Below are 26,997 nucleotides of genomic sequence, written 5' to 3'. Positions count from 1 at the left end.
GCTACTCCCCCGCCCCGACCCATTCCACGGTGCCGTCGCTGAAGAACTGTTCCTTCCAGATGGGCACCTGCGCTTTGATCCTGTCCACAAGCTCCGAACACACGGCGAAGGCCTGTCCACGGTGGGCAGCGGCAACGGCACAGACAAGCGCAGGCTCGCCAATCTCCAGCATGCCAATCCGGTGCGCTGCCCAAATCCGGACAGGCCGGGCGGCCTCTCCCGAGTGCTCCGCCACGAGCTGCGCCACGACGTCGGCCATGACCTGGTGGGCGGTAGGGTGGGCGCTGTAGCTGAGCCTGTCCACGGGCTTGCCGCCGTCGTGGTTGCGGACCACACCGCTGAAGCTCACCACCGCGCCCGCCGTGTCCGATTCCACGGCTGCTATGGCTTGGTCCACGGAAATCGGCTCAGCGCTAAGGATGGCGCTGATTACTTCGAAGTCGGTTTCAGTGGCCATGACTTCCCTCCAATTGATCGCATAGATGGCCGATAACGGGGTCAAGTACGGCGAGCCCGTCCATGACGCCCTTGGGCGAACCCGGCAGATTCACGATGAATGTCTTGCCTGCGGTGCCGGCATGGCCCCGACTGAGCATGGCCAGGGGTGTCTTGTCGGCTCCAGCGCGGCGGATGCCTTCCATGAGGCCAGGTATTTCGCGATCCAACAATGGCAGCGTGACTTCAGGAGTGCGGTCATCAGGACTCAGCCCAGTTCCGCCGCTGGTAATTACGACGGCGGGTTCCTGGGTCAGGAGCGCACGGATCGCGGCACCGACCGGCTCGCCGTCCGGCACCACCATGACGGGGAAGGTCTCGTAACCGTGTTCGGCCAACCAGTCCAGGATCACGGGGCCGGTTTCGTCCTGGTAGATTCCCGCCGCGGCACGGGTGGAGGCAATAACGACGCCGGCCTTCCGGGGACCACGTTGGGGTTCGCAGCCGCTCATGCGCGTGACCCCTCACTCGGCGTGCCGGATGAGGCGGGAAGGGCCCAGTCGCCGCTCTTTCCGCCGCTCTTGGCGAGCACCTGGATGCCGCTGATGACGGCGTGCTTGTCCACGGCCTTGATCATGTCGTAGACACTGAGCGCGGCCACGGATGCCGCAGTCAGTGCTTCCATCTCCACGCCCGTGACGCCCCTGGTCTTGACCGTCGCCAGAACCCTTACGGTGTCCGGACCGAGCTCGAAGTCCACAGTGACCTTGGAAATCGGCAGCGGGTGGCACAGCGGGATGAGGTCGGGGGTCTTCTTGGCCGCCATGATGCCGGCAACGCGCGCCACGGCCAGGGCGTCCCCCTTGGGAAGCTCACCCGCACCGAGCAAGGCAAGTACCTCGGAGGTGCTGTGGACGGTGGCGGTGGCCGTAGCCTCGCGCGTGGTCACGGCTTTCCCGGAGACATCGACCATCTGGGCGGTTCCATCCTGGCGCAAATGCGTAAGGCCGCCACCGCCATCCTGGCGCAAGCGGATGGGGCCGCCAACTACGCCGGCGGAGTCTGAAGTGTCATTCACAACATCCATACTTCCACTTCCGCCCCGGCGTCGAGTTCCGTGACGTCCGCGGGGACCTGGACCAGCGCGTTCGAGTTGGCAAGCGCATGGATGAGATGGGAACCGGCACCGCCCTCCAGCCGGACTGTTCCACCCGGAAGGAGGGTGCCGCGGCGGACCTGGTGCTTACCTGCCGGCGAGGTGAGGGACTCGGTAAGGCGCGCCAGCAGGCTCGGCCGCAAGGCCGGGTTTCCCACGACGACGGCGAGCGCAGGGCGAAGGAACATCTCGAAGGACACCAGGCAGCTCACGGGGTTGCCGGGAAATCCGAGGAGGGGCACGCCGTCGAACGTTCCGATCCCTTGGGGGCCGCCAGGCTGCATGGCCACGGACACGAATTCGACCGTTTGGCCCTCCATGGCCTGCCTCACCACTTCGTAGGCACCTTTGCTGACTCCGCCGGTGGTCACGATGAGATCGATTGCTCCGACGTTGGCGTGGAGGAGGTTTTCCAGGGCAGCGGGATCGTCGCCGCTGATTCCCGTCCGCGTGACCCGGAGGCCGGATTGCACCATAGCGGCTTCCAACAGGGTTCCGTTGGAATCGTAGATCTTGCCTTCCGGCAAGGACGTGCCGGGTTCCACGACTTCATCGCCCGTGGTCACCAGGAGCACACGCACCGGCGTTCGGACCTCGACGGCGGTCATCCCCAAGGCGGCGAGCAACCCCAACTGCCCCGGGCCGAGCACAGTCCCGGCCCGCAAAGCAACGGCCCCCTCGGCGATGTCGCTCCCGGCGTCGCGGACGAACGTTCCCGGCTCGGTTGTCGGAAGGCGGACGGTTGCTGCCACACCGGGCGAGGGGAAGACATCAGGCACAGCCTGTTCGATGGGCACGACGGCGTCGGCACCGTCGGGCATCATGGCGCCGGTCATGATGGGGGCCGCGGTGCCGGGCACGAGCCGAGCCGGGAACGCGCCCGCCGGGACTGGATCAACGACTGTCAGCTCCGCACCGACGTCGCTCCCTGCGTGAGGTGCGAGGTCCGCCGAGCGGACGGCAAAACCGTCCATCTGGGAGTTGGCGAATGGCGGCAGGCTGAGCGGCGCCAGGACATCGGCGGCGAGGACGCGGCCGAGCGCGGCCATCAAGGGCAGCACCTCGGTGCTTCCTTGGCGCGCAAGGCCGGACAGCAACTCCTGGACGGCTTCGCGGTGGGCTGCAACGGATCTGGCCACGGTGTTCCTCCCGATTGTTTCGCTCAGACCTACCCAGCCTAGTGTCAGTTGACGGTGACGCGGATGGTGTGGAATCCCGTGGCGCCGTCCGGGGCTACGGGAGTACGGGCTTCGGGCTGGGACGTGCCGGTAGCATCGGTGGCACGGACCTGGACCTCATGGTCGCCAACACCCAGATCAAGGCCTGCCTGCCACTGGTACCACGTGTCCGTGGAGATTCCCGGTGCGAGCTTGGCTTCCTGCCAATTGCCGCGGTCGACCCGTAGCTCCACCTTGGAAACGCCGCGGTGTTGCGCCCAGGCGACACCGCCGAACTGGACCGTACCGGCCTTGACCGAGCGGCCATCCCGCGGCACGTCGATGCGGGACTGCGTCTTGATCGGTCCATGGTCGCTCCAGCCGCGCGGCGTCCAGTAGCCCTGGTCGTCCGCGAAACGGGTGACTTTCAGTTCCGTCAGCCATTTGGTAGCCGAGACATATCCATAAAGGCCCGGCACGATCATCCTGACGGGGAAGCCATGTTCCAGCGGCAAGGGTTCGCCGTTCATGCCGACGGCCAGGATAGCGTCGCGATTGTCGGTGAGCGCTTCGAGGGGGGTTCCGGCAGTCCAGCCGTCGGTGCTGCGGGACAGCACCATGTCCGCACCGGGCTTTGGCCCGGCCATGGCCAGGAGCTCCCGCACCGGCCAGCCCAGCCAGAGGGCATTTCCGATGAGGTTTCCACCGACCTCGTTGGATACACAGGCGATGGTCACGTGGCGCTCGATCATCGGTTTGCTCAGCAGGGTGGCGAAATCGAGCTGGACTTCGCGTTCCACCAGGCCCGTCACCTTGAGGATCCACTCCGGTGGATTCACGGCTGGGGGAATCAGCGCGGTGTCGATCCGGTAGAAGTCGGGGTTCGGGGTGACGAGCGGTTGCAGTCCCGCCAAGGTAAGTGCGGCGCCGTCGGGAACTTTCTGCACCGGTGCCGCCGGCGCTGGCAGGGCCACCCCGCGGCGGAAATCGGAAGCCACGGTTCCTGCCCTGCGCACCACCGTGGTCACGATTCCTGCGACCACGGCTGCGATCGCCGTTCCACCGAGCAATTGCACGAAGCTTCGGCGGGCCAAGGGCATATCACTGGCCTCCGGTCCCGGACGCCAGGTTTCGAGCCGTTGAATCAGGAGCCGGAGGAACAGCATGGTGACCACGGTGGCCACGACCGGGGCGATGGCGGCGGTGGGTGCCGCTTGGGCACGGGTCAAAACGGCAGCCAATCCGGCGGCTCCGGCGAGCAAGGCGAGCACGAGCCCCGCTCCTTTTCGCCGGTACTCCAAGAGTCCCGCGGCCGCGGCAAGGACCAGAGTCACCAGTGCGATGCTGACGATCAGGGCGATCTTGTCCGCGGTGCCGAAAAGGCTGACGGCCAGTTCCTTGGCCCAACCCGGTACGGCGTCGATCACCACACCGCCAAGCGCGGTGACGGGTGAGACGGACGGGCTCAGGAAACCAGCCAACAGCTCTCCGGCGGCCACCCCAAGGCCGATGGCCACGACGCCGCATGCTGCAGCCCAACGGGCCGACGTCCTCGTACTGGGTTTCTCTGCCTTCGGAGTGGTCCTGCTCATGTCGTGCCTGCCTGTTTGGTGCCCGCTGCCGGAATTGGCTCGGCGGGGGCTGTCTCTGCCGGAATTGCGCCGGTGGCGGATGCCGTTTCCGGTGCCCCCGAGGGAAGACGGAGGGTGAAACGGCATCCCTCCCCGGTATTCGCCACGGTGACGCTGCCGCCATGGGCCTTGACGATGCCTGCCACCATGCTGAGCCCCACGCCGGCTCCGCTGTAGCGCGGTTGCCCCTCTTCGGACCGCATGCCTGCGCCCCTGGAGCGGTCCTTTTGCCAGCCGGTCTCGAAAACGTGGGCGAGGTCGTCGTCGTCGATGCCCCCACAACTGTCCACGACGTCGACGACGGCGTCGCTGCCTTCGCGTCCGACGCTTACCTGCACACCGCCGTCGGGCCGGCTGTAGATGATCGCGTTGAGCAGCACGTTGCGGACAGCCCGTCCCAAGCTGGGCCCATCTGCGACCGCCATGCACTCCCGGTCTCCACCGCCGTCGAGCTGGATGCCGCGCTGCGCGGCAAGCGGGGCAAGATCGGCGATGGCGTCGCTCACCAGGTCGTAGAGGTCCAGGGCTTCCGCGCTGAGGCGGAGCGTTCCCGCCTGGATTTTGGACAGTTCAAGGAGGTCGTTGACCATCACTGCCATTTGATCCGTCTGGCCGATGATCTTGCGATAGTAGGCGGGAACGTCGGCCACCATGCCGTCTTCCAGTGCTTCGGCCATGGCCCGCATGCTTGCCAAGGGAGTCCGGAGGTCGTGCGAGATCCAGGAGACCAGCTCGCGACGGGCAGTTTCGACGGCGGCCTCGCGTCTCCGGGATTCCTCCAGTTTGAGGCTGCTCGCTTCGAGTTCCTGGGCGAGCTGGGCCAGCTCGGAGTTCATGGCGGGCGCGGTTCGCCGCGATGCCGATGGTGGCAGGACCGAGCCGTCGAGGGCTTCGCCGCTGCCGAGCCGGCGCGTGGCGGCCACGAGCCGAATGGCGTTGCGGGATACGCCGGCGCCGAGGACCAGGGAAATGGCAATGGCCACGGCCGAGGCCACCCCGAGGATGTACCACATCACTTCGAGGTCCCGGGCCGAAATGAACATGGCGTTGAACGCGCTCACCATTCCGGCCACGAGAACAGCAACGGTGGCCACCACCACGAGGCAGATCTGAACCAGGATCGAGGCACCGCGCAGGAATCGCAGCAGGGCGAGGGTCAAAGCCCCGATGAGGACAGCCCACAGCAACATCCACCCCAGGATGGTGAACATTTCAGTTGCCTGCATGTCCACCTGCCTTCGCGTCGAAGCGGTAGCCGACTCCCCAGACCGTCTTGAGCAGCACCGGGGTTGTGGGGTTGTCCTCGATCTTTTCGCGCAAGCGGCGGACGTGGACCGTCACGGTGGACAGGTCCCCGAAGTCCCAGCCCCACACTGCCTTGATGAGGTCCTCGCGGCTAAAGACCTGGTTGGGCCGGCGAAGCAGGAAAGCCAGCAAATCGAATTCGCGCACCGTCAACGTCAGTGGCTTTCCATCATGGAGCACCGTGCGCGAGGCCGGATCCAATTCGAAGCCGGCAAGTTCCACGGGAGGTTCAGGGCTGAATTCCCTGATACTCCGGCGCAACACGGATTTCACCCGGAGAACCAGCTCGCGGGGTGAGAAGGGCTTGGTGACGTAGTCGTCCGCTCCGGTTTCCAGGCCCAGTATGCGGTCGTCCTCTGTGCCGAGGGCTGTGACCATGATGATCGGAACGCTCATGGCCAGGCGCAACCTGCGGCACACTTCCACCCCGTCGAGTCCCGGCAGCATCCGGTCCAGGATGACTAAATCGGGCCGCCTGGCGGCTGCGAGGCTCAGGGCTGTGAAGCCGTCGCCCGCGAGATCGACTTGGAAGCCTGCCTGGACCAGATAGTCCCGGACGACGTCGGCGATGGTCTGTTCGTCTTCGACCAAGAGAATGCGGCGGTTGCCAGGTTCGGCAGCGTGCGGGGCGGGCTGCATGTTCACACCTTCAGCATAGATTCGCAATGTGCCCGTGGTGCCTGATCCGGCCGCCAGCGGGCCAACCGTACGAATTCCGTAAGAACTCGCGCTTTGCGTTGCCTTGCGCGGCAAGCAGCCGACGAACGTGACCAGTGGGCGATATCACTCTTGGGCCCTGCCTGGCGTAGCCTGAATCCATGAGTGTTCAGCTAGGCATGCCGTTGCCCGCTACGGGCGATGGGACGGGACGCAGCGTGTCTGCGCCCCCGCCGCGCCCTGCCGGAACCCCTGTGGGCCTCTTCGACCGCTACGGACGCCGTGCCACCGATATGCGCTTGTCCCTGACCGACAAATGCAATCTCCGCTGCACGTACTGCATGCCCGCCGAAGGCCTCGAATGGTTGTCCAAACAGGCCGTCATGACCGCCGCCGAGATTGTCCGGATAGTGCGAATCGGCGTCGAACAACTCGGGGTCCGCGAGCTGCGCCTCACCGGCGGCGAGCCCTTGGTGCGTGCCGACCTCGTGGACATCATCTCGGCGCTCCGCGAGGCACATCCCGATTTGCCGATCTCCATGACCACCAACGGCGTCGGCCTGGACAAGAAGGCGGCCGCGCTCAAGGAAGCCGGGCTCACACGCATCAACGTCTCCCTCGACTCCCTGCACGAAGAAACGTTCGCCAAACTGACCCGGCGGCCCTTCCTCGACAAGGTGCTGGCCGGTGTCGATGCCGCCTGGGCTGCGGGCCTGGGACCGGTCAAGATCAACGCCGTCCTCATGCGCGGAATCAACGACGCCGAGTCCCCCGATCTCCTGGCCTGGGCCTTGGACCGCAGCTATGAGCTGCGCTTCATCGAGCAAATGCCGCTGGACGCCGATCACGGCTGGACCCGGCGGGACATGATCACCGCAGCGGAGATCCGCCAACTGCTCTCCCGGGACTTCGTCCTGACCCCGGACCCGCGTGAACGCGACGGCGCACCGGCCGAACGATTCGACGTACGACGCCGGAACCCGGCATCCGCGGAAGCCGCGGGACCCGTTCTGGGCACCGTCGGTATCATCGCGTCGGTCACTGAGCCGTTCTGTTCCGACTGCCGCCGCACCAGGATCACCGCCGAAGGCAAGATCATGAGCTGCCTGTTCTCCCGCGAGGAATTCGACCTGTTGGGACTACTTCGCTCCGGAGCGGACGACGACGAGCTCGCCCAACGCTGGCAGGACGCCATGTGGATCAAACCCAAAGCGCACGGCATGGACCACACCGGCCTTGGTGCACCCGACTTCGTCCAGCCGGACCGCAGCATGAGTGCAATCGGAGGCTGAAACTGTGCTTGTACGTTACTTCGCTGCCGCACGCGCCGCGGCAGGCGTCGAAGAGGAACACCACGACCTTCCGGAAGGAACCGGCCTGGACGGGCTCATCGCCGCCCTCCTCGCCGTCGAACGTCCGGAACCACCGGCTGGCACGCCCCCCCTGGCCCGGATTGTTTCCCGCAGCAGTTTCCTGCGCAATGAGGTAGCGGTCCGCGACCATTCGGCTGCTCTTGGTGCGGACGACGTCGTCGACGTCCTTCCGCCGTTTGCCGGAGGCTGAGCCGACCCCGGCCGAAGGGTGGTTCCCCAGGCCCAAGGAGCCTACGCTGTGCCTATCCGCGCAACAGCAAAGGAAGAGCCATGTACACCCTCCAGATCGAACACGCTGTGAACGACTTCGCCGCATGGAAGCAGTCATTCGACTCGGATCCGGCAGATCGTGCTGGCTCCGGCGTTGTTTCCTACAGGGTCTGCAGGCCCGTGGACGATTCGCAGCGCGTCTTGATCGAGCTTGATTTCGCCGAGCGGGAGCACGCTGAGTCCATGCTGAACACCCTGCGGACGAAGGTGTGGAGCGGGCCGGGAAGGCCTGCCTCGCTCGACGGCACGCCGGAGACCCGGATCGTAGAATCCGTGGAGGCCAAGATCCTCTGACTGCCGTGCCCCTGGAGGCGTACTTCAGACGCGCCTGCAGACGGAGATCATGAAGGGGCTGAATGTCGCGGCGTCGCCCAGCCGAAGTTCGGCCATGTGCGTCAGCACTCCGCCATCTACTTTGAAGGTGTGTCTCGCGGTCCCGCGAGGGCTGCGCCGCTCAAGCCAAAGTGTGCCGTCCTGCCAGTGGCCACGCGCCGGTGCTTCCGGCGGCCGGCCCATGCTGTCCACGTAGTACCACAGGGTGTCTCCGTGGTCGGGGTCAACCGTGAAGACACCGTGCCCCTCGAAATGGGTACCATCGGGCTCGACGTGCCGGTAGCTCTGCACCAGGGCGTATCCTCCGGCCGCGCGTGAGAAAGTCACCTCGGCGTCGGCGGTCCGGGCCGGGCCCCACGGAGAAGCGGCAAGCTCGGTGCTCCCCCGCCAATGGCCCAGGAACGCCTCCAGCGCAGTGTGTGCATGACTCTTCAATGGCTCGTTCATGGCGACTCCTGCGCAACGACGATGGATACGTCACCATCATGTTCCCGATCGAGCAGGCGCGTCCAGCCTTCCCCACCGGACATGCCCCCTGTTCCAAGCCAGGAGTGGACATATCAGGGTTATGTCCATTCCAAGGCTCCAACGGGGGGCATGTCCATAGGGAGGGGCCGCGTTTAGAGGCCGAAAGTCTCCGTCTCGTCGAAAGGCCCGACGACGGTCACGGTGCGGGGTGCTTCGGCGAGAACCCGGGCGAGTTCCTGGACTTCCTCGGCTGTGACGGCCTTGATGCGGCGAAGTGTTTCGTCGATGTCCTGGAACTCACCGGAGACCAACTCGGCGCGGCCAAGGCGGGACATCCGGGAACCGGTGTCCTCCAGGGCCAGGACGATTCCGCCGCACAATTGGCCTACGGCCTTGCGCAATTCCTCGTCCGTGATCCCGTCAGCAGCAAGTTTGTCCAGTTCAGCCCCGAGAAGTTCCAGAACCTGCTTGACCTTCGACGGCGTGCAGCCGGCGTACATGCCGAAGTAGCCTGCGTCCGCGTAGGCAGAGGCAAAGGAATAGGTGGAATAGACGAGGCCCCGCTTTTCGCGGATCTCCTGGAAGAGGCGCGAAGACATGCCACCGCCAAGGACCGCGTTCAGGACGCTCATCACGAAGCGCCGATCGTCAGTAGCCACGATCGAAGGGCAGCCCATGATGATGTTGGCCTGCTCCACGGGACGCTTGATCACATGCAGCCCTGCGGTACCCGTGATGTCCGCCCGCTCGGTGGAGCGGCGCTCAACGGGGGCAGCGGTGTCCTCAAGCTCCCAGCCGGCCGTCCGCAAGGCATCGAGCACGAGGCGGCAAACGACGTCGTGGTCCAGGCCGCCCGCGGCGGTGATGACGATTTCGTCCGGCCGGTAATAGCGCTGGTAATGTGCCCACACGGAATCGCGGGACACGGCCTTGATGGCGGCAGGGGTGCCGCCGATCGGGCGTCCCAGCGGATGCACACCGAGTACCGCGGCCACGAATTTCTCGTGGGCAACATCGGTGGGGTCATCGCTGTCCATGGCGATTTCCTCGAGGATCACGTCGCGTTCCTGCTCGAGTTCCGTCGGATCCAGCACCGCGCCGGTAATCATGTCGGCGATCACGTCGATGGCCATGGGCAGGTCGGTATCCAGCACTCGCGCAAAGTAGCAGGTGCTTTCCTTGGCCGTGGCCGCGTTCGATTCACCGCCCACCTCGTCGAAAGCGGAGGCGATCTCAAGGGCTGTGCGCCGCCTGGTCCCCTTGAACAAGAGGTGCTCCAGGAAGTGGGTGGAGCCGTGCTGGCCCTCTGCCTCGTCCCGGGAACCGACCCCCACCCAGAATCCGATGGTTGCCGATCGTTGCCCGGGCATGGCCTCGGTGAGCACGCGAACGCCCCCGGGAAGCACCGAACGCCGGACAACGGAGCCGCCTTCGGCACCATGGATCAGTTCGCCGCCGGGCACGGTCTGCGCCAGCGGGAGGGGTACGACAGTCATCAAGACCTTTCAGTTCTGCGGAAAATCACGGGTGCCGAATCTGGCTGCAATCGTACCAGCGGGCACATCGACCTTGGGGCGGGAATTCGTTGTTAAACCGGGCAGGACCGGTGGACATGTCCACCGGTCCTGCCGCGTGCCGTGCCGGTTCAGGCTACTCTGCGGATACTTCAGCCTCTTCGGCGGGAGCTTCCTCAGAAGCGGCGCCTTCTTCCTCGGCCACGACCGGGGAGAGGGAGAGCTTGCCGCGGTCGTCGATCTTGGTGATCTCGACCTGGATCTTTTGGCCCACGGAGACGACGTCGTCGACGTTGTCCACGCGCTTGCCGCTGGCCAGCTTGCGCAGCTCGGAGATGTGCAGCAGGCCGTCCTTGCCCGGGGTCAGGGAAACGAACGCGCCGAAGGTGGTGGTCTTGACGACCGTACCCAGGTAACGCTCACCGATTTCCGGGATCTGCGGGTTGGCGATGGCGTTGATCGCGGCGCGTGCTGCCTCGGCAGACGGACCGTTGGTGGCGCCGATGTAGACCGTGCCGTCGTCTTCGATGGAGATGTCGGCGCCGGTGTCTTCCTGGATCTGGTTGATCATCTTGCCCTTGGGGCCGATGACCTCACCGATCTTGTCAACGGGGATGTTGACGGCGATGACGCGCGGTGCGAACTCGGAGAGCTCGTCCGGGGTGTCGATGGCGGCGTTGATGACATCGAGGATGTGCAGGCGGGCTTCACGTGCCTGCTTCAGGGCTGCGGCCAGGACCGATGCCGGGATGCCGTCAAGCTTGGTGTCCAGCTGGATGGCCGTGACGAACTCGGAAGTACCGGCAACCTTGAAGTCCATGTCACCGAAAGCGTCTTCGGCGCCGAGGATGTCGGTCAGGGCTGCGTAGCGGGTCTGACCGTCGACCTGGTCGGAAACCAGGCCCATGGCGATACCGGCAACAGCGGCCTTCAGCGGCACACCTGCGTTGAGCAGGGACAGCGTGGAGGCGCAGACGGAACCCATCGACGTCGAACCGTTGGATCCGAGGGCCTCGGACACCTGGCGGATGGCGTACGGGAATTCCTCGCGGGACGGCAGAACCGGAACCAAGGCGCGCTCTGCGAGTGCACCGTGTCCGATTTCGCGGCGCTTCGGGGAGCCGACGCGGCCGGTCTCGCCGGTGGAGTACGGCGGGAAGTTGTAGTTGTGCATGTAGCGCTTGCGCGTCACGGGAGACAGCGAGTCGATCTGCTGTTCCATCTTGAGCATGTTCAGTGTGGTGACGCCCATGATCTGGGTCTCGCCGCGCTCGAAGATGGCGGAACCGTGAACGCGCGGCAGGACCTCTACTTCGGCGGTGAGCTGGCGGATGTCCGTCAGGCCACGGCCGTCGATGCGGATCTGGTCCTTGAGGATGCGCTGGCGCACAACCTGCTTGGTCAGGGAGCGGAAGGCTGCGGAAAGCTCCTTCTCGCGGCCCTCGAATTCGCCGGCAAGGGCGCCAAGGACTTCGTCCTTGAGCTCGTCGGAGGCGTTGTCGCGGTCCTGCTTGTCGGCGATCTGGAAGACAGCGGCAAGCTTCTCGGCAGCGGCGGCCTCAACAGCAGCGTAGACGTCGTCCTGGTAGTCCAGGAAGACCGGGAACTCGACCGTGGGCTTGGCAGCGCGGGCGGCCAGGTCTGCCTGGGCTTCGCACAGGGCCTTGATGAACGGCTTGGCGGCCTCGAGACCCTCGGAAACAACTTCTTCCGTGGGAGCGGTGGCGCCCTGTTCCTTGATGAGGTTCCAGGAGTTGTCCGTGGCTTCGGCCTCAACCATCATGATGGCGACGTCGTCACCGGCGATCCGGCCGGCAACAACCATGTTGAAGACGGCGTTCTCGAGCTGGGAGTGCTTCGGGAAAGCAACCCATTCGGTGCCCTGTTCGTCGGCAATGAGGGCAACGCGGACGCCACCGATCGGGCCGGAGAACGGGAGTCCGGAGAGCTGGGTGGACATGGACGAGGCGTTGATGGCCACGACGTCGTAGAGCTCGTCCGGGTTGATCGCCAGGACGGTGACGACGATCTGGACCTCGTTGCGCAGGCCCTTGACGAAAGCGGGGCGCAGGGGGCGGTCCATGAGGCGGCAAGCCAGGATGGCTTCGGTGGACGGGCGGCCTTCACGGCGGAAGAACGAGCCCGGGATGCGGCCGGCGGCGTACATGCGCTCTTCGACGTCGACGGTCAGCGGGAAGAAGTCGAAGCCTTCACGCGGGGACTTGCCCGCGGTGGTTGCGGAAAGCAGGGCGGTGTCTTCGTCGATGTAGACCATCGCTGCGCCGGCTGCCTGCTTGGCAAGGCGGCCGGTTTCGAAGCGGATAACACGCTTGCCGAAGCGGCCGTTGTCGATGATGGCTTCTGAGAACTGGATTTCGGGACCCTCCATTGAGAGTCACCTCCGTTTCTTGTTTAGCGGAAGTCCTCCCGCATCGACCCAGGCCAGCGTCTGTTCCTGGCCCGTACGACACCCGGTCATCGATCGAGACCCACGGGCTGTGCCTTCATCACAGAAGGCTGTTCCCGGGGATCACTACCGAGGACCGCGAATGCGCGATGCGGTTGAACTCCTGTTAAGTGTTGGATTTAGTTATGGAGAAAAGGCGGCCCGTTCCGCGGAGGATCGGGCCGCCCGAAGTCAAACTAGCGGCGCAGGCCGAGGCGCTCGATGAGCGCACGGTAGCGGGCAATGTCAGTCTTCTTGAGGTAGCCCAGCATGCGCTTGCGACGACCAACCATAGCCAGCAGACCGCGCTGGGTGTGGAAGTCGTGCTTGTGCTCCTTCATGTGCTCAGTCAGATCCTTGATCCGCTGAGTCAGGACAGCAATCTGGACCTCCGGCGAACCAGTGTCGCCCTTGGACGTTGCGTATGCCTCGATGATGGACTGCTTAACAGCGGCTTCAAGTGCCACGTGAACTCCTAGAGTTGTGCCGTGCGTCCCGATTCAGCGCCTCGCTGCCGGGTTGTTCGTGCCGATGACCGCACACAAAACAGGTCCAGCCGCCACGGACTGCAGCCGGATCCATCCCTCAGTTTACCGGCAGCCCGGCAATCTTGTCGAAAGCTGCCGTGTGACCCTCCTCAAAGACGAGTTCCGGTCACTGCCCGATCTCAGTCCGGACAGCGAACAGCTCGGGGAAGAACGTCAGGTCAAGGGCCTTTTGAAGGAAGGAAACTCCGCTTGAACCTCCGGTTCCCTTCTTCATGCCGATGGTCCGCTGGACAGTACGCAAGTGCCTGAAGCGCCACAATTGGAAGTTATCCTCAAGGTCCACCAGTTCCTCGCAGGCCTCGTAGGCCGCCCAGTTGTCCGCGGCATGTTCATAGATGTGCTTGAAGAGCGGCAAGAGCTCGGGGGCGAACTGATGGGCCTGGGTGACGTCCCGGTCCAGGACGGACGCCGGAACGTCGTAGCCATGGCGGTGAAGGTAGGCGAGGAATTCGTCGTAGATGCTGGGCGCGCGCAGGAGTTCCTCCAACATGGCCCGCGATTCCGGATCCGATTCGAACACTGGCAGCATCTTGGCGTTCTTGTTGCCGAGGATGAACTCGACGGCACGGTACTGGCTCGACTGGAAGCCGGAGGCGTTCCCGAGGAAGCCGCGGAACTGCGAATATTCCGTGGGAGTCAGGGTGGCCAGCACCGACCATTGCTCCGTGAGAGTCTTCTGGATGTGCTTGACCCTTGCGATGCCCTTGAGTGCGGAGCCAAGATCGTCCTCGCGCAGCCACGCAGCGGCACTGCGGAGCTCGTGGAGGACCAGCTTCAGCCACAGCTCGGTGGTCTGGTGCTGGATGATGAACAAGAGTTCGTCGTGGTGCTCCGGCTGGCTGACAGGTTGCTGTGCGCTGAGCAGCAAGGGAAGCTGCAGGTAAGAGCCGTAGCTCATGCGTGAGCTGAAATCTTTGACGATGCCTTCGTCGAGTGGGCGGGTGTTCTTCTCAACGCTCACGATACGTGCCCTCCGAATCCCTGCTGACGAATAGGGCTACTTGTTCAGCAATAGATCGTGGGCCCGGATGACGTCGAGCCGCATCTGATCAACAAGTGCCTCAGGCCCACGATAGGCCACCATCCCGCGCAGCCGCGCCGTGAATTCCACCACGACGGTCTGGCCGTAGAGGTTGAAATCCTCCACGGCCTCTTCCGGGCGGTCGATGACGTGGGCTTCCACCTGGCGGCTCACACCGTCGAAGGTGGGGTTGGAACCCACGGAAATCGCGGCAGGCCAGCGGGTACCGGACTCGTCGATAAGCCAGCCTGCGTAGATTCCATCCGCGGGCACGTAGCCCGTGGCGCCGTGGTCCAGGTTCGCCGTGGGAAAGCCCAGGGCGCGTCCGCGAGCGGCGCCGTGAACCACTTCCCCACGCATCCTGTGCGGGCGGCCGAGGACGGCGGCCGCGGTCTCGACGTCGCCCTTAGCGAGGGCCTCGCGCACCCAGGTGGAGGAACAGCGGCGGTCCGTGCCGCCGTCGTCGTGCACTGGAAAGCCCTCCGCGCCAAACTCGTTGACCACGTGGACGCCGAATCCCAGGTCCTTGCCCAATTCCTGCATGGTGCCGACGTCGCCGGAATTTCCCGCACCAAAACGAAGATCGTGGCCCACCACGACGTGTGCCGCGTGAAGCCCGTCGAGCAGGACGGTGCCGACGAATTCCTCGGGCGTCATGCCTGCCAGCGCGAGGTTGTATTTCATGACGAGGACAGCGTCCACGCCCGCGTCGGCCAGGGCATCGAGCTTGTCCTGCAGCCCCATGATGAGCTCCGGTGCGGAATCGGGGCGGTGGACCAGGGCCGGGTGCGGATCGAAAGTCACGACGACGGACCGCGCGCCGTGCTGCTTTGCGGTGCGCAGAAGCTGCGTCAGCACCTGCTGGTGTCCGCGATGGACCCCATCAAAGTTCCCGATGGTAACGACGCTGGGACCGAAATCCTCGGGGACCTCGGTGGGATCGTTCCAGATGTGGACCATCAACCTCGCCTTTTACTGCTGGTATTCACAATGCCCGGCGGCCTGGTCCGGCGCCGGAATTCTCTAAGGTTACCTGCTGTCCAACGGCTGTCCCGCCCGGATGGCGGAGCCCCCGGTTTCTACTCCGGGAGCCGTGCCGGGCGTCGGCGGTAAAGCCAAAGCAAGCCCAGGACCGGCAGGATCAGCGGCACAAAACCGTAGCCGCGGCCGAACAAGGACCAGACGGTGTCGTGCGGGAAAGCCACCGGGTCGAAAAGGCTGATGGCACCAACTACCAGGACGCCGAGCATTTCCACGAGGACTGCCGCCAAGGACACCTTGAACCATGTGCGGCCCGGCTTGGCGAGGGAGACCGTGGCCACGACGTACACGATCGCCGCGAAAGCCGAGAGGATGTGCGCCAAGGGAGCATCCGAGAACTTGGTCAGGATCTGGTATCCGGCACGGGCCGTGGCCGAGATCGCGAAAACCGCGTAGACCGCAATCAGCAGCCTCCCGGGACCGGTGTTGCGGGTGTCCCGGTTCTTCTTCTGGGTGGTCTCAACAGTCACTTTGTGTGCTTCTTCCAATGTCAGTACCAGATCTGGTTCATGCGGGCCGCCATGACCAATGCGGTGACGCCCACGGCGCCCATGACGAAATTGCTCCAACGGGTCCGTTCCAGGATGGACCAATACACGGCCACGATGGGAAGCATGAGCGCAGTGATGATGTAACCCCAGAACTCCCAAGGCTCCCCCGCAATCTTTTCACCCATCGCGACGCGGATGATCGATCCCACTAGATAGACAAGCAGGACGAGTTCGACGGCGGCAACGGACAGAATCGTGACGTCGTTGGGGGCCTTTTTCATGATGCCCGCGACGACGCAGGTGATCGTGGACAGCAGTCCGACGACGAGGACAGCGTAGAAGTATCCGTCCATGGCTAGTGTGCCTGCTTTTCGTTGTCAGGGGCGAACACCAGGACCGGCTTGGCGAAACTCCCCGAGTCGGCCAGCAACGCCACGAGTTCTCCAGACGGGGAGAATGCAGCAGCGGGGTTCTCAGGGGTGGCTGCCTCCGCCATGCCCGCTGTAGGCCCAGCGGCGATCCTGCGGCCAAAGGAGATTTCGGTGGTTTCGGCGTCGCTCAGCTCCCGGTTGGGCATGAGCGCGCGGGCAGCGGCAGACATTTCGAGGACTTCCAGTTCCTCGGCAAGCTGTTCCAGGGTGCGGGCCTGCTCAAGGGAGTACGGTCCCACGTGGGTGCGGCGCAGCGCTGTGAGGTGGCCGCCGACGCCGAGGGTCTCGCCAAGGTCACGCGCCAGCGCGCGGATGTACGTACCGGAGGAGCACTCAACGGTGACATCGATGTCCACTACCCTGCCGTCGTCGACCCTGCGGATGCCGTGGATCTCGAAGCGGTGGATGGTCACGGGCCGGGCGGCGAGCTTGACCTCTTCTCCCGAACGGACGCGCGCGTAGGAACGTTCGCCGTTGACCTTGATGGCGCTGACGCTGCTGGGAACCTGCTGGATATCTCCGGTGAGCCCGGCGACGCCGGAACGGATGGCATCCTCTGTGACCCCGGCGGCATTGCGGCTTGCGGTGATGTCGCCTTCGGCATCGTCCGTGATGGTGGATTCGCCGAGCCGGATGGTGGCGGAGTACGTCTTTGAGGTGCCCACGATGTAGGTCAACAGCCGCGTGGCCTTGTTGATCCCCAGCACCAGGACGCCGGTGGCCATGGGATCCAATGTTCCCGCGTGGCCCACTTTCCGGGTACCAGCCAGCCGCCGCATCCGTCCAACCACATCGTGGCTGGTCCATCCTTGCGGCTTGTCAACGATTACCAGTCCAGAAAGCACGCCTCCCAGTATATCCGTGCCGGGGCATGCATCCTGCGGGGGTGAAGCGTCCCGGAGCGGTACGGCACCGCGGCTAAGATGGCTCCCATGCCAGAGCTTGCCACACACGTCCGCGAAGTCCCCGTGAACCAGATCCGCGAGATCACCGAGGCCGCTTGGGCGGCTCCCGGGGCGATTGTCCTCAGCATCGGCGAGCCCGGCTTTGCGCTGCCCCGGCACATCCTGGACGCAGGAATCGCTTGCCTGGACAGGGACGAGACCAACTACACTCCCAATGCCGGGATCCCTGCCCTGCGGGAAGCCTTCGCCGAGCGGTTCCGCGCCCACAACAAGGTGGACGTCGGGGCAGAGCGTGTGTACGTCGTGGACGGAGCACAGCAGGGGCTGCATTTTGCGATGAGCCTGCTCCTCTCCCCGGGCGACGAGATCCTGATTCCGAATCCCGGCTATCCCACTTTTGCCATGACGAGCCATTTGCTCCACGCCGTCCCGGTGCGGTATCCGCTCTACCCCGAGAACGAGTTCCAACCCCGCATCGAGGACATCGAGGCACTGATCACGCCGCGCACCAAGGTGCTGGTCCTGAATTCGCCGTCCAACCCTTTGGGCGCCGTGATCGGCGAGGAAGCCACCCGCCAGCTCGTGGAATTGGCCGTCAAGCACGATCTGTGGATCATTTCGGATGAATGCTACGAAGCCTTTACCTTCGACGTTCCGCACACGAGTCCTGCCCGTTTCGACAGCACTGTTCCCGGGGAGGCGCGGGTCTTCACGTCCCTGACCCTGTCCAAAACGTACGGGCTGACGGGACTGCGGATCGGCGCGCTCATTTGCCCGCCGGGCCTGGAGCGGAAGATGAACAACGTCATGGAAGCGATCGTTTCCTGCGTGGCTTCGCCTTCCCAGTACGCTGCCATCGCGGCCCTGACCGGCCCGCAGGACTATGTGGACACCGCACGGGAGCACTACCGCTCCAACCGGGACGCCGCCTCAATGGTGCTGGCGGAGAAAGGCATTCCTTTCCTGGGCGCGCAGGGGGCTTTCTATCTCTGGGCGGACGTCTCGCATGTGAGCGGCGGAAACGTACGCGCCTGGGTGCGCGCGTTCCTCGCGGAGTCCGGAGTGGCCGTGGCACCCGGCACCGCGTTCGGTTCCATCGGCGAAGGGTGGATCAGGATTGCGTTGTGCGGTGATCACCAGCAGCTGCTCGACGGCGTCGGTCGGCTTCCGGCACGGCCGTGAACCTCAGTATTTTCTCCGGTTCTTGTGCCCGCGCCACGCATCGAAAGGAGCCTCCGACGCCGGAACCTCCGTGTGGTGGACGGGCAGCAGTTCCGGCCGGATGCCGTTGAAGTACTCGTAGAACACGGCGTCGTCGAAGCCTGCAGCGGCGGCCCCGTGCCGGTCCGCGGCAAAGTAGACCCTGCTTACGCGGCCCCACAAGGCCGCCGAGAGGCACAACGGGCACGGCTCGCAGCTTGAGTAGAGCACGGAGCCGCTCAGATCGAAGCTTCCCAGTTCCGACGCCGCCCGCCGGATCGCGACTACTTCGGCGTGCGCTGTGGGATCGTTGTCGCGGGTGACCCGGTTGACGCCGTCATGGAGCCGTCCGTCCGGGGTGACCACGACGGCGCCGAAAGGCCCGCCGCCGTCGGCCACGTTTTGGACCGCGAGCCGTAGGGCGTGTTCAAGGTAGTTTTCGGGACTCTGAACTGCATCGTGCGCCGCCATGCTCCGATCTTAGCCACGGCCCGCCGCTTTGGCCCGACTTTCGGGGTTAACAAACAGGACCGGATCCACAGTCGCTTTGGACTGCCGGATCCGGCCCTGCTGAAGAAGTCGGTGGACTACTTGCCGCCGTCTTCGTCGATGTCTTCATCGGCGCGGAGGTCGATGTCTTCTTCGTCAAAATCGTCTTCGTCGATGTCCGCGTCCTGCGGGGCATCACTCTTGTACGGATCTGCATCGCCCGCGTGCTTGGCGCCGGCGGCCAGGGCGGCCACCTCTGCGTCGCGCTGTTTGGCGGTGCGCAACAGTTCCTCAAGGTTCGAGGCGTTGACCGGAATGAGGTCGGCAACGAATTCCAAGGTAGGAGTCAGCCGCACGGTGATATTGCGGCCAACTTCCTGGCGCAAGACACCCTTGGCCTTCTCCAAGGCCCTGGCAGCATCGGCCTGGGCAACCTCGTCACCGAAGACGGTGTAATACACGGTGGCGTGCTGAAGATCGTTGGTGACGCGCGCATCGGTAATCGTGATGCCCTCAACCCGAGGATCCTTGATCCGCCGGCCCAGTGCCTCAGCAACAACAACCTTAATCCGCTGCGCCAACTTGGCAGCGCGTGCCGGATCAGCCATTTCTACTCCTAAAATTTGCGTACGACGGCGCGTTAGCAACTTGCGTACTTAAGTCTAAAAAATGCCACTCGCCAAAAAGGCCCGGAACGGACCGAGAGGTCCCCACGGAGGCCCGTGGAGCCGATATGGGGGGCCCGGAACGGACCGAGAGCTTTCGACTGAGGCCCGTGGAGCCGATATGGGGGCCCGGGAGTGGCATCGGGCCTGCCGAAGCTGGGCGGCCGACGTCGTAAGACGTCAGCCGCCCAGCGTAGGGGCGGGGCCCCTATATCGGCGGAACGGGCCGGAGCCGCCCGAGAGCAGCACCGGCCTGCGACACCTTAGACGCGCGGCTTTTCGCGCATCTCGAAGGTCTCGATGATGTCACCTTCGTTGATGTCGTTGTACGAGCCAAGACCGATACCACACTCGAAGTCCGTGCGGACCTCGGTGGCGTCGTCCTTGAAGCGCTTGAGCGTCTCAACGGTGAGGTTGTCGCCGATGACCTTGCCATCGCGGCTGACGCGTGCCTTCGTGTTACGGCGGATGATGCCCGAGCGGACGATGGAACCGGCGATGTTTCCGAACTTGGAAGAACGGAAGACTTCGCGGACCTCGGCGGTGCCGAGCTGGACTTCCTCGTACTCCGGCTTGAGCATGCCCTTGAGGGCCAGCTCGATGTCATCGATTGCCGAGTAGATGACGGAGTAGAAGCGCATGTCCACGCCTTCACGATCGGCCAGGTCGGCCACGCGCTCGGCGGGCTTGACGTTGAAGCCGATGATGATGGCGTTGTCCACCGTGGCGAGGTTGACGTCGTTCTGCGTGATGGCACCCACACCGCGGTGGATGACACGTAGCTGAACGTCGTCGTCGCCGACGTCGATCTTGAGCAGGGCGTCTTCGAGGGCTTCGACGGCACCGGAAACGTCACCCTTGAGGATGAGGTTGAGGGTGTCGATCTTGCCTTCGGCCACAGCCTTGTCGAAGTCTTCGAGGCTGATGCGCTTGCGACGCTTGGCCAGTGCCGCGTTGCGGTCGGCCGCTTCACGCTTTTCAGCGATCTGGCGGGCCGTACGCTCGTCGGAGGTCACCAGGAAGGTGTCGCCTGCACGCGGTACGTTGGACAGACCCAGGACCTGGACCGGACGGGACGGAAGCGCGATGTCGAGGGCGTTGCCGTCTTCATCGAACATGGCACGGACGCGGCCGTGGGCCGTACCGGCCACGATCGTGTCACCGACGGCCAGGGTGCCGGACTGGACCAGGACGGTGGCCACGGAACCGCGGCCCTTGTCCAGGTTCGCTTCGATGGCAATGCCTCGAGCGTCCTTGTCCGGGTTGGCGCGCAGGTCCAGGGCGGCGTCTGCGGTCAGCAGGACGGCGTCGATCAGTTCATCGATGTTGATGTTCTGGCGGGCAGAAACCTCAACGAACATGGTGTCGCCACCGTATTCTTCGGGAACCAGACCGTACTCGGTGAGCTGGCCCTTGACCTTGTCCGGGTTCGCACCTTCCTTGTCGATCTTGTTGACCGCGACGACGATCGGCACGTTGGCCGCCTGGGCGTGGTTGAGTGCTTCCACCGTCTGCGGCATGACGCCGTCGTCGGCTGCGACAACCAGGATGGCGATGTCGGTGACCTTGGCACCACGGGCACGCATGGCGGTGAACGCCTCGTGACCGGGGGTGTCAATGAACGTGATGTCGCGCGGAGTGCCTTCGTGGATGTGACTGATCTGGTAGGCACCGATGTGCTGGGTGATGCCGCCGTGTTCACCTGCAACCACGTTGGTCTTCCGGATGGCATCGAGCAGTCGGGTCTTACCGTGGTCAACGTGACCCATGACGGTGACTACCGGGGGACGCGGTTCGAGGACGTCGTCGCCTTCGGCTTCCAGCTCGGCATCGAGATCGATGTCGAAGGAGTCGAGGAGCTCGCGCTCTTCGTCTTCCGGAGAGACAACCTGGACCTTGTAGCCGAGTTCTGCGCCGAGCAGGCCGAAGGTGTCCTCGTCCAGCGACTGCGTAGCCGTTGCCATTTCACCGAGGTGGAACAGGACGGTCACCAGTGCGGCGGGGTTCGCCTCGATCTTGTCGGCGAAGTCCGTGATGGACGAGCCGCGACGGAGCCGGACCACGGTGTTGCCGTCGCCGCGGGGTACGGATACGCCACCCAGCGACGGAGCACTCATCTGCTCCAGTTCCTGACGCTTTGCACGCTTCGACTTGCGCTGCTTGCCGCGTCCTGCGCCACCTTTGCCGAAGGCACCCTGGGTGCCGCCGCGTCCGCGGCCACCCTTGCCGAAGCCACCGCCGGCGGGAGCTCCGCCACCAGTGCCTGCGCCAGGAGCGCCACCCGGACGGCCGGGGCCGCCACCGGGACGGCCAGCGCCACCCGGACGGCCTGCGCCACCGGGAGCGGGACGCTCAGTACGGTTGGGCATCATGCCCGGGGTAGGACGGTTTCCTGCAGGCCCACCGGCGGGACGTGGAGCACCCGGACGGGGAGCACCGGGACGCGGTGCGCCTGGACGCGGTCCACCGGCACCGGCTGCGGGGCGGGGACCGCCTGCGCCGGCCGCGGGACGCGGACCACCGGGACGATCGCTTTCAGTGCGACCGCCACCGGCACGGGGCATACCCTGCGAAGTCGCAAAGGGGTTGTTGCCCGGACGGGGAGGACGCTCGCCGTCGCCACGGCCGCGGGGCATGCCCTGCGACGTCGCGAACGGGTTGTTACCCGGACGCGGACCGCCGGGGCGCGGAGCCTGGCTACCCGGACGTGCTGGAGCAGGGGCTTCGGCCTTGGGCGCCGGACGGGCGCCCGGCTTGGCGAAAACAGGGCTTGCGGTGGCTGCGGGAGCCGCAGGCGCTGCCGGGGCGGGAGTCTCAGCCTTGGGGGCGGGAACCGGAGCCTTGGGCGCTGCGGGGCCCGGAGCCGGGCGGGATGCTGCGGGTGCAGCAGGGGCAGCGGGCGCCTTGGGGGCTGCAATGGAAGCCGTTGCCGAAGCAGCGGCCTTTGCAGCGCCGGCACCCGGGTAGGCGTCGCGAAGCTTCTTCACGACGGGGGCCTCAATGGTTGAAGAGGCGGAGCGAACGAATTCGCCCAATTCCTGCAGTTTTGTCACTGCATCTTTGGAAGTAATACCGAGCTCTTTGGCGAGCTCATGTACGCGGACCTTGGCCACATTTCTCCTGTCTCGGTCCGCACCGAGCCAGGCACGAACCGTCTACTTCTTACTGCGGGCCCCAGCCGCGAACGCGGCGGAAAGGCCCTGTGCTGAGCGCAACAAAGTTGTCATCGTTGCGCACTCATCGCTGGGAACTCATCGGGTTTCCATCAGTTTTCTGACCCGCTTTCAGGTTTGGACGGTTTTCCTGCTTTCACGGGGGTGTCCGCAGGGGGTATGACTGCCGCCAGGTAACGTTCGACGGCGGTGACTTCACTTGCGCCCGCGAGGGCCCTTGCGAAAGCACGCCGTTTGGTTGCCAGCGCCAGGCATGTGTTGCTGGGGTGCAGCCACGCACCCCGGCCAGCCATCCGGCGTCGTTCATCCACCAGGACGACGGGTGACCCGCCGCCTTCGGCGACGAGCCGGATCAACTCACTCCGGCTGCCTTGTTTCCGGCATCCGATGCAGGTACGCACAGGCTCGCGCCTGGTGTGAAGCGGTTCAGCCACTGGGTGTATCAACCTGCCTCAGTGTCTTTTCCTGCCTCTGCGGTTCTGCTTTCCTTGGGGCCAGCCCCCGCCTTGTTGAGATTGTTGCCTCCACAAGCCGCGAGCACGCCAAAGCGCACGGACACCGGACATAGGCCCGGTTCCATCCAGTCTAAGCCCCCGGGGGCCCGGCCACCGAATCCATAGGGCGTAAGGATCCGGGGGCGGACGCCTCCGGGCGGGTTTAGTTGCCCTTGGCCGGTGCGGCGTCAGAGACGATGTCGATTCGCCAGCCGGTCAGCTTGGCGGCGAGGCGGGCGTTCTGGCCTTCTTTGCCGATGGCAAGGGACAGTTGATAGTCGGGAACAACCACCCTCGCGGACCGTGTGGCCTCGTCGGTGATGGTGACCGAATTCACGCGCGACGGCGAGAGGGAGTTGGCGATGAACGTCGCCGGATCGTCGCTGAAGTCGACAATGTCGATCTTTTCGTCGTTGAGTTCGGTCATGACAGCGCGCACGCGCGAGCCCATTTCACCAATGCAAGCGCCCTTGGCGTTGATGCCGGGGGTGTTCGCTTTGACAGCCATCTTGGTCCGGTGCCCGGCCTCGCGCGCCAACGCGACAATCTCGACCGAGCGGTCCGCGATTTCCGGAACTTCCAGTTCGAAAAGCTTCCGGACGAGGCCCGGGTGTGAACGTGACAGCGTGATGGAGGGTCCTTTGGCGCCGCGGTGGACATCCACCACAAAGGCACGCAGGCGGTTGCCGTGGGTGTACCTCTCCCCCGGCACCTGCTCGGGCGGCGGCAGCAAGGCTTCCACGGAACCGAGGTTCACCTGGATCATGTGCGGGTTGTTGCCCTGCTGGATCAGGCCGGCGACGAGTTCGCCCTCACGGCCCTTGAATTCGCCCAGGACGTTGTCGTCTTCAACATCGCGCAACCGCTGCAGGATGATTTGCCGCGCAGTGCTCGCTGCGATGCGGCCGAACCCCGCGGGGGTGTCCTCGAACTCGCCGATGGCTTCGCCGTCGTCGTCGATTTCCGTAGCCCAAATGGTCACGTGTCCGCTCTTGCGGTCCAGCTCTGCGCGGGCCTTCTCGAAAGCGCCTGGCGTCTTGTGGTATGCCACCAAGAGCGCCTGCTCGATGGTGGGGATCAGGAGGTCCAGCGGGATTTCACGCTCACGCTCCAGGAGTCTCAGCGCACTCATGTCAATATCCATTAGGCCTCCTCGGAAGGTCCGTTGTACTCGTCTTCCAGCACGGCCTCGTTGAGGTGGCTGAACTCTATCTCGACTTTTCCTTGGCGGATCCTGTCGAAAGGAATCTTCACGGGTTCGCCCTGCTTGGGCTTCATCCCCTTCTTGACCTCTTGCTCGGGAACCAGCGTGACGCCGTCGTCGTCGACGGACTGGATCCGGCCCGTCAGGTTCTCTCCCTGGATCACGTTGACCTTGACCATGCGTCCGCGGGCCCGGTGCCAGTGGCGGGGCTCCGTGAGGGGCCGGCCGACGCCGGGCGAGGAGACCTCGAGGTCGTAGGGGCGGGCGTCCGTCTTGGGATCGTTGTCCAGAATGTCCGAAAGGGCCCTGGAGACCTCCGCGATGACGTCCAGGCTGACGCCCCCGGTCTCTTCCTGGGGCAGGTCGATGACCACGTGGACCACCCGATGGGAACCTGCAACCTGGATGGCAACATCCTCAAGGTAGAGCCGGCTTGCCAGGACGGCAGGCTCCAGAAGGGCCCTCAGCCTGCTCTCTTCCGGGTTGCGGACCTCGTGTTGTGGTGGATTCGTAGGATCCGTTCCAGCCTGGTCTGTTGAAGTCGTGGCTTCCGAATGACTCACTGGCCAGCCGCCTCCCGATAGATGATGTTGTGACTACTAGCTTAACGATATTTGCGGCGCCGTGGTGCACGGGCTGTCGCGATCGTGGTGATGGCCCCCGAAAATGAGTGGTCAACCGGTACCGTCCAGGTGTACTGGCATCAGATTGCCCGTGAGCGTGACACCATGGTCTGTTGTGAACCACGAGACTGCTGAAAAACCACGAAGCCACGGCTGGACGAGAGCCCTTCTTCTGGCTTTGCTGGCAGTCCTCGTCGTGGGAGTCGGCGCCGTCTTGGTCCCCCGGGACGCCGGAAAACCGCGAGCGGTGCCGTTTTCCGAAGCCGCCCGCTCCGAGGCCCTCTCCGCGGCCGAGTCGCTCCTGGAAAGCGCATCGCTTCTGGAGAGCACGGACACTGTGATGTTGCTGACAAACCAGGCGCAGGCGCTGCTGCCACCTTCCAGCCCTGCCGCATCGAACACTCCCTCAGCTTCCCCCGGCCCCAGTGCCAGCCAGGGCCGTCCGACCCGGGCCGGTTTCGTCTCTGCGCTCTCCTCGAGCGCTTCCCGTCGCCTGGCGGACGCCGCGAAGGCCAACGGCGGGACGGCGCGGCTCCTTGCCGCCGTCGGGACCTCGCAGCTTCTCGAGTCATCGAGACTGGCCACAATCTGGGGCCTGCCGGTACCGGCGGCCACGCCCGAGGCGACTTCCGCCCCGGCACCGGCCCCGAGTTGCCCGGCGCTGCCCGGAACGTCGGCAACAGCACCAACGGCACCCGGGACAGGATCCGTCCAGGCTGATCTTCCCACAGCCCTTGCCGCCGTTGTCAGCTCCGAACAAGAGGCGATCTATGCCTACCAGGTGGCCCTGACCAAGCTGGACGCAAAGGCATCCGCGACGGCTGCCACGTGGCTGGCCCGGCATCAAGAACTTCTCCGCGGAGCGGAGGCCCAAGGCAGGCTGCACTGCGTCGCAACCCCGCCACGGGAAGCCGGCTATCGTTTGCCAGCCAGCTTCGCCGCCAAACCCGGAGCTGCGCTGGGAAGCATGGAGGCGAGTTCGCTGACTGCTTATGCCGATCTCGTGGCGTTGTCAGAGGGTGAGACGCGCCAATGGGCCGTCGACGGGCTGGTCGACGCAGCCAAGCGCACTCAAGCTCTGGGAACTCCTGTTGGACCTTTCCCCGGACTTTCGATTGATAGCGCCGCCCTGCCTCAACTCCCATCGAGCACCCCGGCTCCATAGGAAAGCCTTTCTTTGCTGGCGGCTGCGGCCCCCAAGTGCTTGGCTTGTTCCATGGCTTCTACTGAAACTGCAGCCCTGCACGAAAACGAACCGCACGCCAACGATCTCGCCCACCGGCTCAACTGGCTCCGCGCAGGCGTCCTTGGCGCCAACGACGGAATAGTCTCCGTTGCCGCGATCGTGGTGGGCGTCGCTGGAGCAACGACGAACACCGGTGCCATCCTCGCGGCCGGCGCGGCCGGACTCGTGGGCGGCGCAGTGTCCATGGCGCTGGGCGAGTATGTGTCCGTCAGCAGCCAAAGCGACAGCCAGAAGGCACTCATTGAAAAGGAGCGCCGGGAGCTCGCCGAGCAGCCTGACGAGGAGCTCGCAGAACTCACTGCGATCTACCAAGCCAAGGGCCTGCGGCCTGAAACAGCGCGGAAAGTGGCCGTGGAATTGACGGAGCACGACGCCTTGGCCGCTCACCTTTCCGCCGAACTGAACATCGACCAAGACGACATCGTCAGCCCATGGCATGCGGCCTTCGCCTCCGCGGTTGCCTTCACCTTGGGCGCGGTGCTGCCGTTGCTCGCAATCTTGCTCCCACCCCCGGGGCTGCGTGTGCCGCTGACCTTCATTTCCGTCTTGCTCGCACTGGCAATTACCGGAGCCCTTGGAGCCTGGATCGGCGGCAGCTCGAGGACTCGGGCCGCCGTGCGCGTTGTCATCGGGGGCGCCCTTGCCCTCGCTGCGACGTTCTTCATCGGAAGCCTCCTGGGCTCCACCGGAGTGGTCTAAACCGCTCTAGGACCGGCTTGGG

28 protein-coding genes are annotated in these 26,997 nt (G+C 64.9%); 6 read left to right on the top strand and 22 right to left on the bottom strand.

The genetic code is table 11. The features are described 5' to 3' along the window. Window position 1: 1 nt before the first annotated feature. Genes ACX5I4_RS07485 through ACX5I4_RS07455 form a run of 7 tightly spaced genes read right to left on the bottom strand, consistent with a single transcriptional unit; the run spans window position 2 to window position 6,323 of the window. A complete protein-coding gene (locus ACX5I4_RS07485) occupies window positions 2-457 on the bottom strand; it encodes a molybdenum cofactor biosynthesis protein MoaE (RefSeq protein WP_461836122.1) in 456 nt (151 codons plus the stop codon). Continuing rightward, window positions 447-947, bottom strand: a complete 501-nt coding sequence (locus ACX5I4_RS07480; RefSeq protein WP_461836121.1) for a MogA/MoaB family molybdenum cofactor biosynthesis protein — start codon at window positions 945-947, stop codon at window positions 447-449. The genes ACX5I4_RS07485 and ACX5I4_RS07480 overlap by 11 nt, the downstream gene beginning before the upstream one ends. Continuing rightward, window positions 944-1,522 (bottom strand): cyclic pyranopterin monophosphate synthase MoaC, encoded by a 579-nt coding sequence (moaC, locus tag ACX5I4_RS07475; protein WP_461836120.1) that lies wholly within the window; start codon window positions 1,520-1,522, stop codon window positions 944-946. The genes ACX5I4_RS07480 and moaC overlap by 4 nt, the downstream gene beginning before the upstream one ends. Next, complete coding sequence (locus ACX5I4_RS07470) at window positions 1,510-2,730, bottom strand: molybdopterin molybdotransferase MoeA (protein ID WP_461836119.1); 1,221 nt, start codon at window positions 2,728-2,730, stop codon at window positions 1,510-1,512. Before ACX5I4_RS07470 ends, moaC begins: the two co-directional genes overlap by 13 nt. Before the next feature lie 44 nt (window positions 2,731-2,774). Continuing rightward, complete coding sequence (locus ACX5I4_RS07465) at window positions 2,775-4,340, bottom strand: molybdopterin-dependent oxidoreductase (protein WP_461836118.1); 1,566 nt, start codon at window positions 4,338-4,340, stop codon at window positions 2,775-2,777. After that, window positions 4,337-5,605: a sensor histidine kinase gene (locus ACX5I4_RS07460; RefSeq protein ID WP_461836117.1), complete on the bottom strand. Its 1,269-nt coding sequence runs from the start codon at window positions 5,603-5,605 to the stop codon at window positions 4,337-4,339. The genes ACX5I4_RS07465 and ACX5I4_RS07460 overlap by 4 nt, the downstream gene beginning before the upstream one ends. Continuing rightward, on the bottom strand, window positions 5,592-6,323 hold the full coding sequence (locus tag ACX5I4_RS07455; protein WP_461836116.1) for a response regulator transcription factor: 732 nt from the start codon (window positions 6,321-6,323) through the stop codon (window positions 5,592-5,594). Before ACX5I4_RS07455 ends, ACX5I4_RS07460 begins: the two co-directional genes overlap by 14 nt. Before the next feature lie 179 nt (window positions 6,324-6,502). Between ACX5I4_RS07455 and moaA the strand changes: the two genes are divergently transcribed. The 3 genes from moaA (at window position 6,503) to ACX5I4_RS07440 (ending at window position 8,278) form a co-directional block, all read left to right on the top strand. Continuing rightward, on the top strand, window positions 6,503-7,633 hold the full coding sequence (moaA, locus tag ACX5I4_RS07450) for a GTP 3',8-cyclase MoaA (protein WP_461836115.1): 1,131 nt from the start codon (window positions 6,503-6,505) through the stop codon (window positions 7,631-7,633). A gap of 4 nt (window positions 7,634-7,637) precedes the next feature. Further along, window positions 7,638-7,904 (top strand): MoaD/ThiS family protein, encoded by a 267-nt coding sequence (locus tag ACX5I4_RS07445; RefSeq protein ID WP_461836114.1) that lies wholly within the window; start codon window positions 7,638-7,640, stop codon window positions 7,902-7,904. Between the two features lie 80 nt (window positions 7,905-7,984). Further along, window positions 7,985-8,278: a hypothetical protein gene (locus tag ACX5I4_RS07440; protein ID WP_461836113.1), complete on the top strand. Its 294-nt coding sequence runs from the start codon at window positions 7,985-7,987 to the stop codon at window positions 8,276-8,278. A gap of 24 nt (window positions 8,279-8,302) precedes the next feature. Here ACX5I4_RS07440 and ACX5I4_RS07435 read toward each other — a convergent pair whose 3' ends face one another. From ACX5I4_RS07435 to truB, 9 genes are all read right to left on the bottom strand, one after another. After that, window positions 8,303-8,764, bottom strand: a complete 462-nt coding sequence (locus tag ACX5I4_RS07435; RefSeq protein ID WP_461836112.1) for a DUF1579 family protein — start codon at window positions 8,762-8,764, stop codon at window positions 8,303-8,305. A 173-nt stretch (window positions 8,765-8,937) separates the two neighbouring features. Continuing rightward, window positions 8,938-10,281, bottom strand: a complete 1,344-nt coding sequence (locus tag ACX5I4_RS07430) for a M16 family metallopeptidase (protein WP_461836111.1) — start codon at window positions 10,279-10,281, stop codon at window positions 8,938-8,940. A 154-nt stretch (window positions 10,282-10,435) separates the two neighbouring features. Next, window positions 10,436-12,688: a polyribonucleotide nucleotidyltransferase gene (locus tag ACX5I4_RS07425; protein ID WP_461836110.1), complete on the bottom strand. Its 2,253-nt coding sequence runs from the start codon at window positions 12,686-12,688 to the stop codon at window positions 10,436-10,438. Between the two features lie 254 nt (window positions 12,689-12,942). Beyond that, window positions 12,943-13,212, bottom strand: coding sequence for a 30S ribosomal protein S15 (gene rpsO, locus ACX5I4_RS07420; RefSeq protein ID WP_028266602.1), 270 nt, complete (start codon window positions 13,210-13,212; stop codon window positions 12,943-12,945). A gap of 187 nt (window positions 13,213-13,399) precedes the next feature. Beyond that, window positions 13,400-14,254, bottom strand: coding sequence for a tryptophan 2,3-dioxygenase (kynA, locus tag ACX5I4_RS07415; protein WP_461836109.1), 855 nt, complete (start codon window positions 14,252-14,254; stop codon window positions 13,400-13,402). A 36-nt stretch (window positions 14,255-14,290) separates the two neighbouring features. Then, a complete protein-coding gene (locus ACX5I4_RS07410; protein WP_461836108.1) occupies window positions 14,291-15,274 on the bottom strand; it encodes a bifunctional riboflavin kinase/FAD synthetase in 984 nt (327 codons plus the stop codon). A gap of 119 nt (window positions 15,275-15,393) precedes the next feature. Further along, window positions 15,394-15,843 (bottom strand): hypothetical protein, encoded by a 450-nt coding sequence (locus tag ACX5I4_RS07405; protein ID WP_461836107.1) that lies wholly within the window; start codon window positions 15,841-15,843, stop codon window positions 15,394-15,396. A gap of 2 nt (window positions 15,844-15,845) precedes the next feature. Next, window positions 15,846-16,199: a hypothetical protein gene (locus tag ACX5I4_RS07400; protein WP_461836106.1), complete on the bottom strand. Its 354-nt coding sequence runs from the start codon at window positions 16,197-16,199 to the stop codon at window positions 15,846-15,848. A 2-nt stretch (window positions 16,200-16,201) separates the two neighbouring features. Beyond that, entirely contained in the window at window positions 16,202-17,122 is a 921-nt protein-coding gene (truB, locus tag ACX5I4_RS07395) for a tRNA pseudouridine(55) synthase TruB (RefSeq protein ID WP_461836105.1), read from the bottom strand. Window positions 17,123-17,209: 87 nt separating this feature from the next. Here truB and ACX5I4_RS07390 point away from each other — a divergent pair, with 87 nt between their 5' ends. Continuing rightward, window positions 17,210-18,364: a pyridoxal phosphate-dependent aminotransferase gene (locus ACX5I4_RS07390; protein ID WP_461836104.1), complete on the top strand. Its 1,155-nt coding sequence runs from the start codon at window positions 17,210-17,212 to the stop codon at window positions 18,362-18,364. Window positions 18,365-18,367: 3 nt separating this feature from the next. Here the strand turns inward: ACX5I4_RS07390 and ACX5I4_RS07385 are convergent, their stop codons facing one another. From ACX5I4_RS07385 to rimP, 6 genes are all read right to left on the bottom strand, one after another. After that, entirely contained in the window at window positions 18,368-18,853 is a 486-nt protein-coding gene (locus ACX5I4_RS07385; RefSeq protein ID WP_461836103.1) for a nucleoside deaminase, read from the bottom strand. Window positions 18,854-18,969: 116 nt separating this feature from the next. After that, window positions 18,970-19,479: a 30S ribosome-binding factor RbfA gene (gene rbfA / locus ACX5I4_RS07380; RefSeq protein WP_078105698.1), complete on the bottom strand. Its 510-nt coding sequence runs from the start codon at window positions 19,477-19,479 to the stop codon at window positions 18,970-18,972. Window positions 19,480-19,799: 320 nt separating this feature from the next. Then, a complete protein-coding gene (gene infB / locus ACX5I4_RS07375) occupies window positions 19,800-22,649 on the bottom strand; it encodes a translation initiation factor IF-2 (protein ID WP_461836102.1) in 2,850 nt (949 codons plus the stop codon). A gap of 152 nt (window positions 22,650-22,801) precedes the next feature. Next, window positions 22,802-23,110: a YlxR family protein gene (locus ACX5I4_RS07370; protein ID WP_461838674.1), complete on the bottom strand. Its 309-nt coding sequence runs from the start codon at window positions 23,108-23,110 to the stop codon at window positions 22,802-22,804. A 256-nt stretch (window positions 23,111-23,366) separates the two neighbouring features. Then, window positions 23,367-24,347: a transcription termination factor NusA gene (gene nusA / locus ACX5I4_RS07365; protein WP_461836101.1), complete on the bottom strand. Its 981-nt coding sequence runs from the start codon at window positions 24,345-24,347 to the stop codon at window positions 23,367-23,369. Continuing rightward, window positions 24,347-24,970 (bottom strand): ribosome maturation factor RimP, encoded by a 624-nt coding sequence (gene rimP / locus ACX5I4_RS07360; RefSeq protein ID WP_461836100.1) that lies wholly within the window; start codon window positions 24,968-24,970, stop codon window positions 24,347-24,349. The genes nusA and rimP overlap by 1 nt, the downstream gene beginning before the upstream one ends. A gap of 175 nt (window positions 24,971-25,145) precedes the next feature. Here rimP and ACX5I4_RS07355 point away from each other — a divergent pair, with 175 nt between their 5' ends. Beyond that, complete coding sequence (locus tag ACX5I4_RS07355) at window positions 25,146-26,195, top strand: DUF4439 domain-containing protein (protein ID WP_461836099.1); 1,050 nt, start codon at window positions 25,146-25,148, stop codon at window positions 26,193-26,195. Between the two features lie 51 nt (window positions 26,196-26,246). Continuing rightward, the gene (locus tag ACX5I4_RS07350; protein ID WP_461836098.1) at window positions 26,247-26,975 is read left to right on the top strand and encodes a VIT1/CCC1 transporter family protein; all 729 of its coding nucleotides are present in this window, start codon (window positions 26,247-26,249) and stop codon (window positions 26,973-26,975) included. Window positions 26,976-26,997: the final 22 nt, after the last annotated feature.

The sequence above is a fragment of the Arthrobacter sp. MMS24-S77 genome (genome assembly GCF_054888235.1).
The sequence above is the reverse complement of the archived record's forward strand: the minus strand, read 5'-3'. Positions and strand labels throughout refer to the sequence as shown.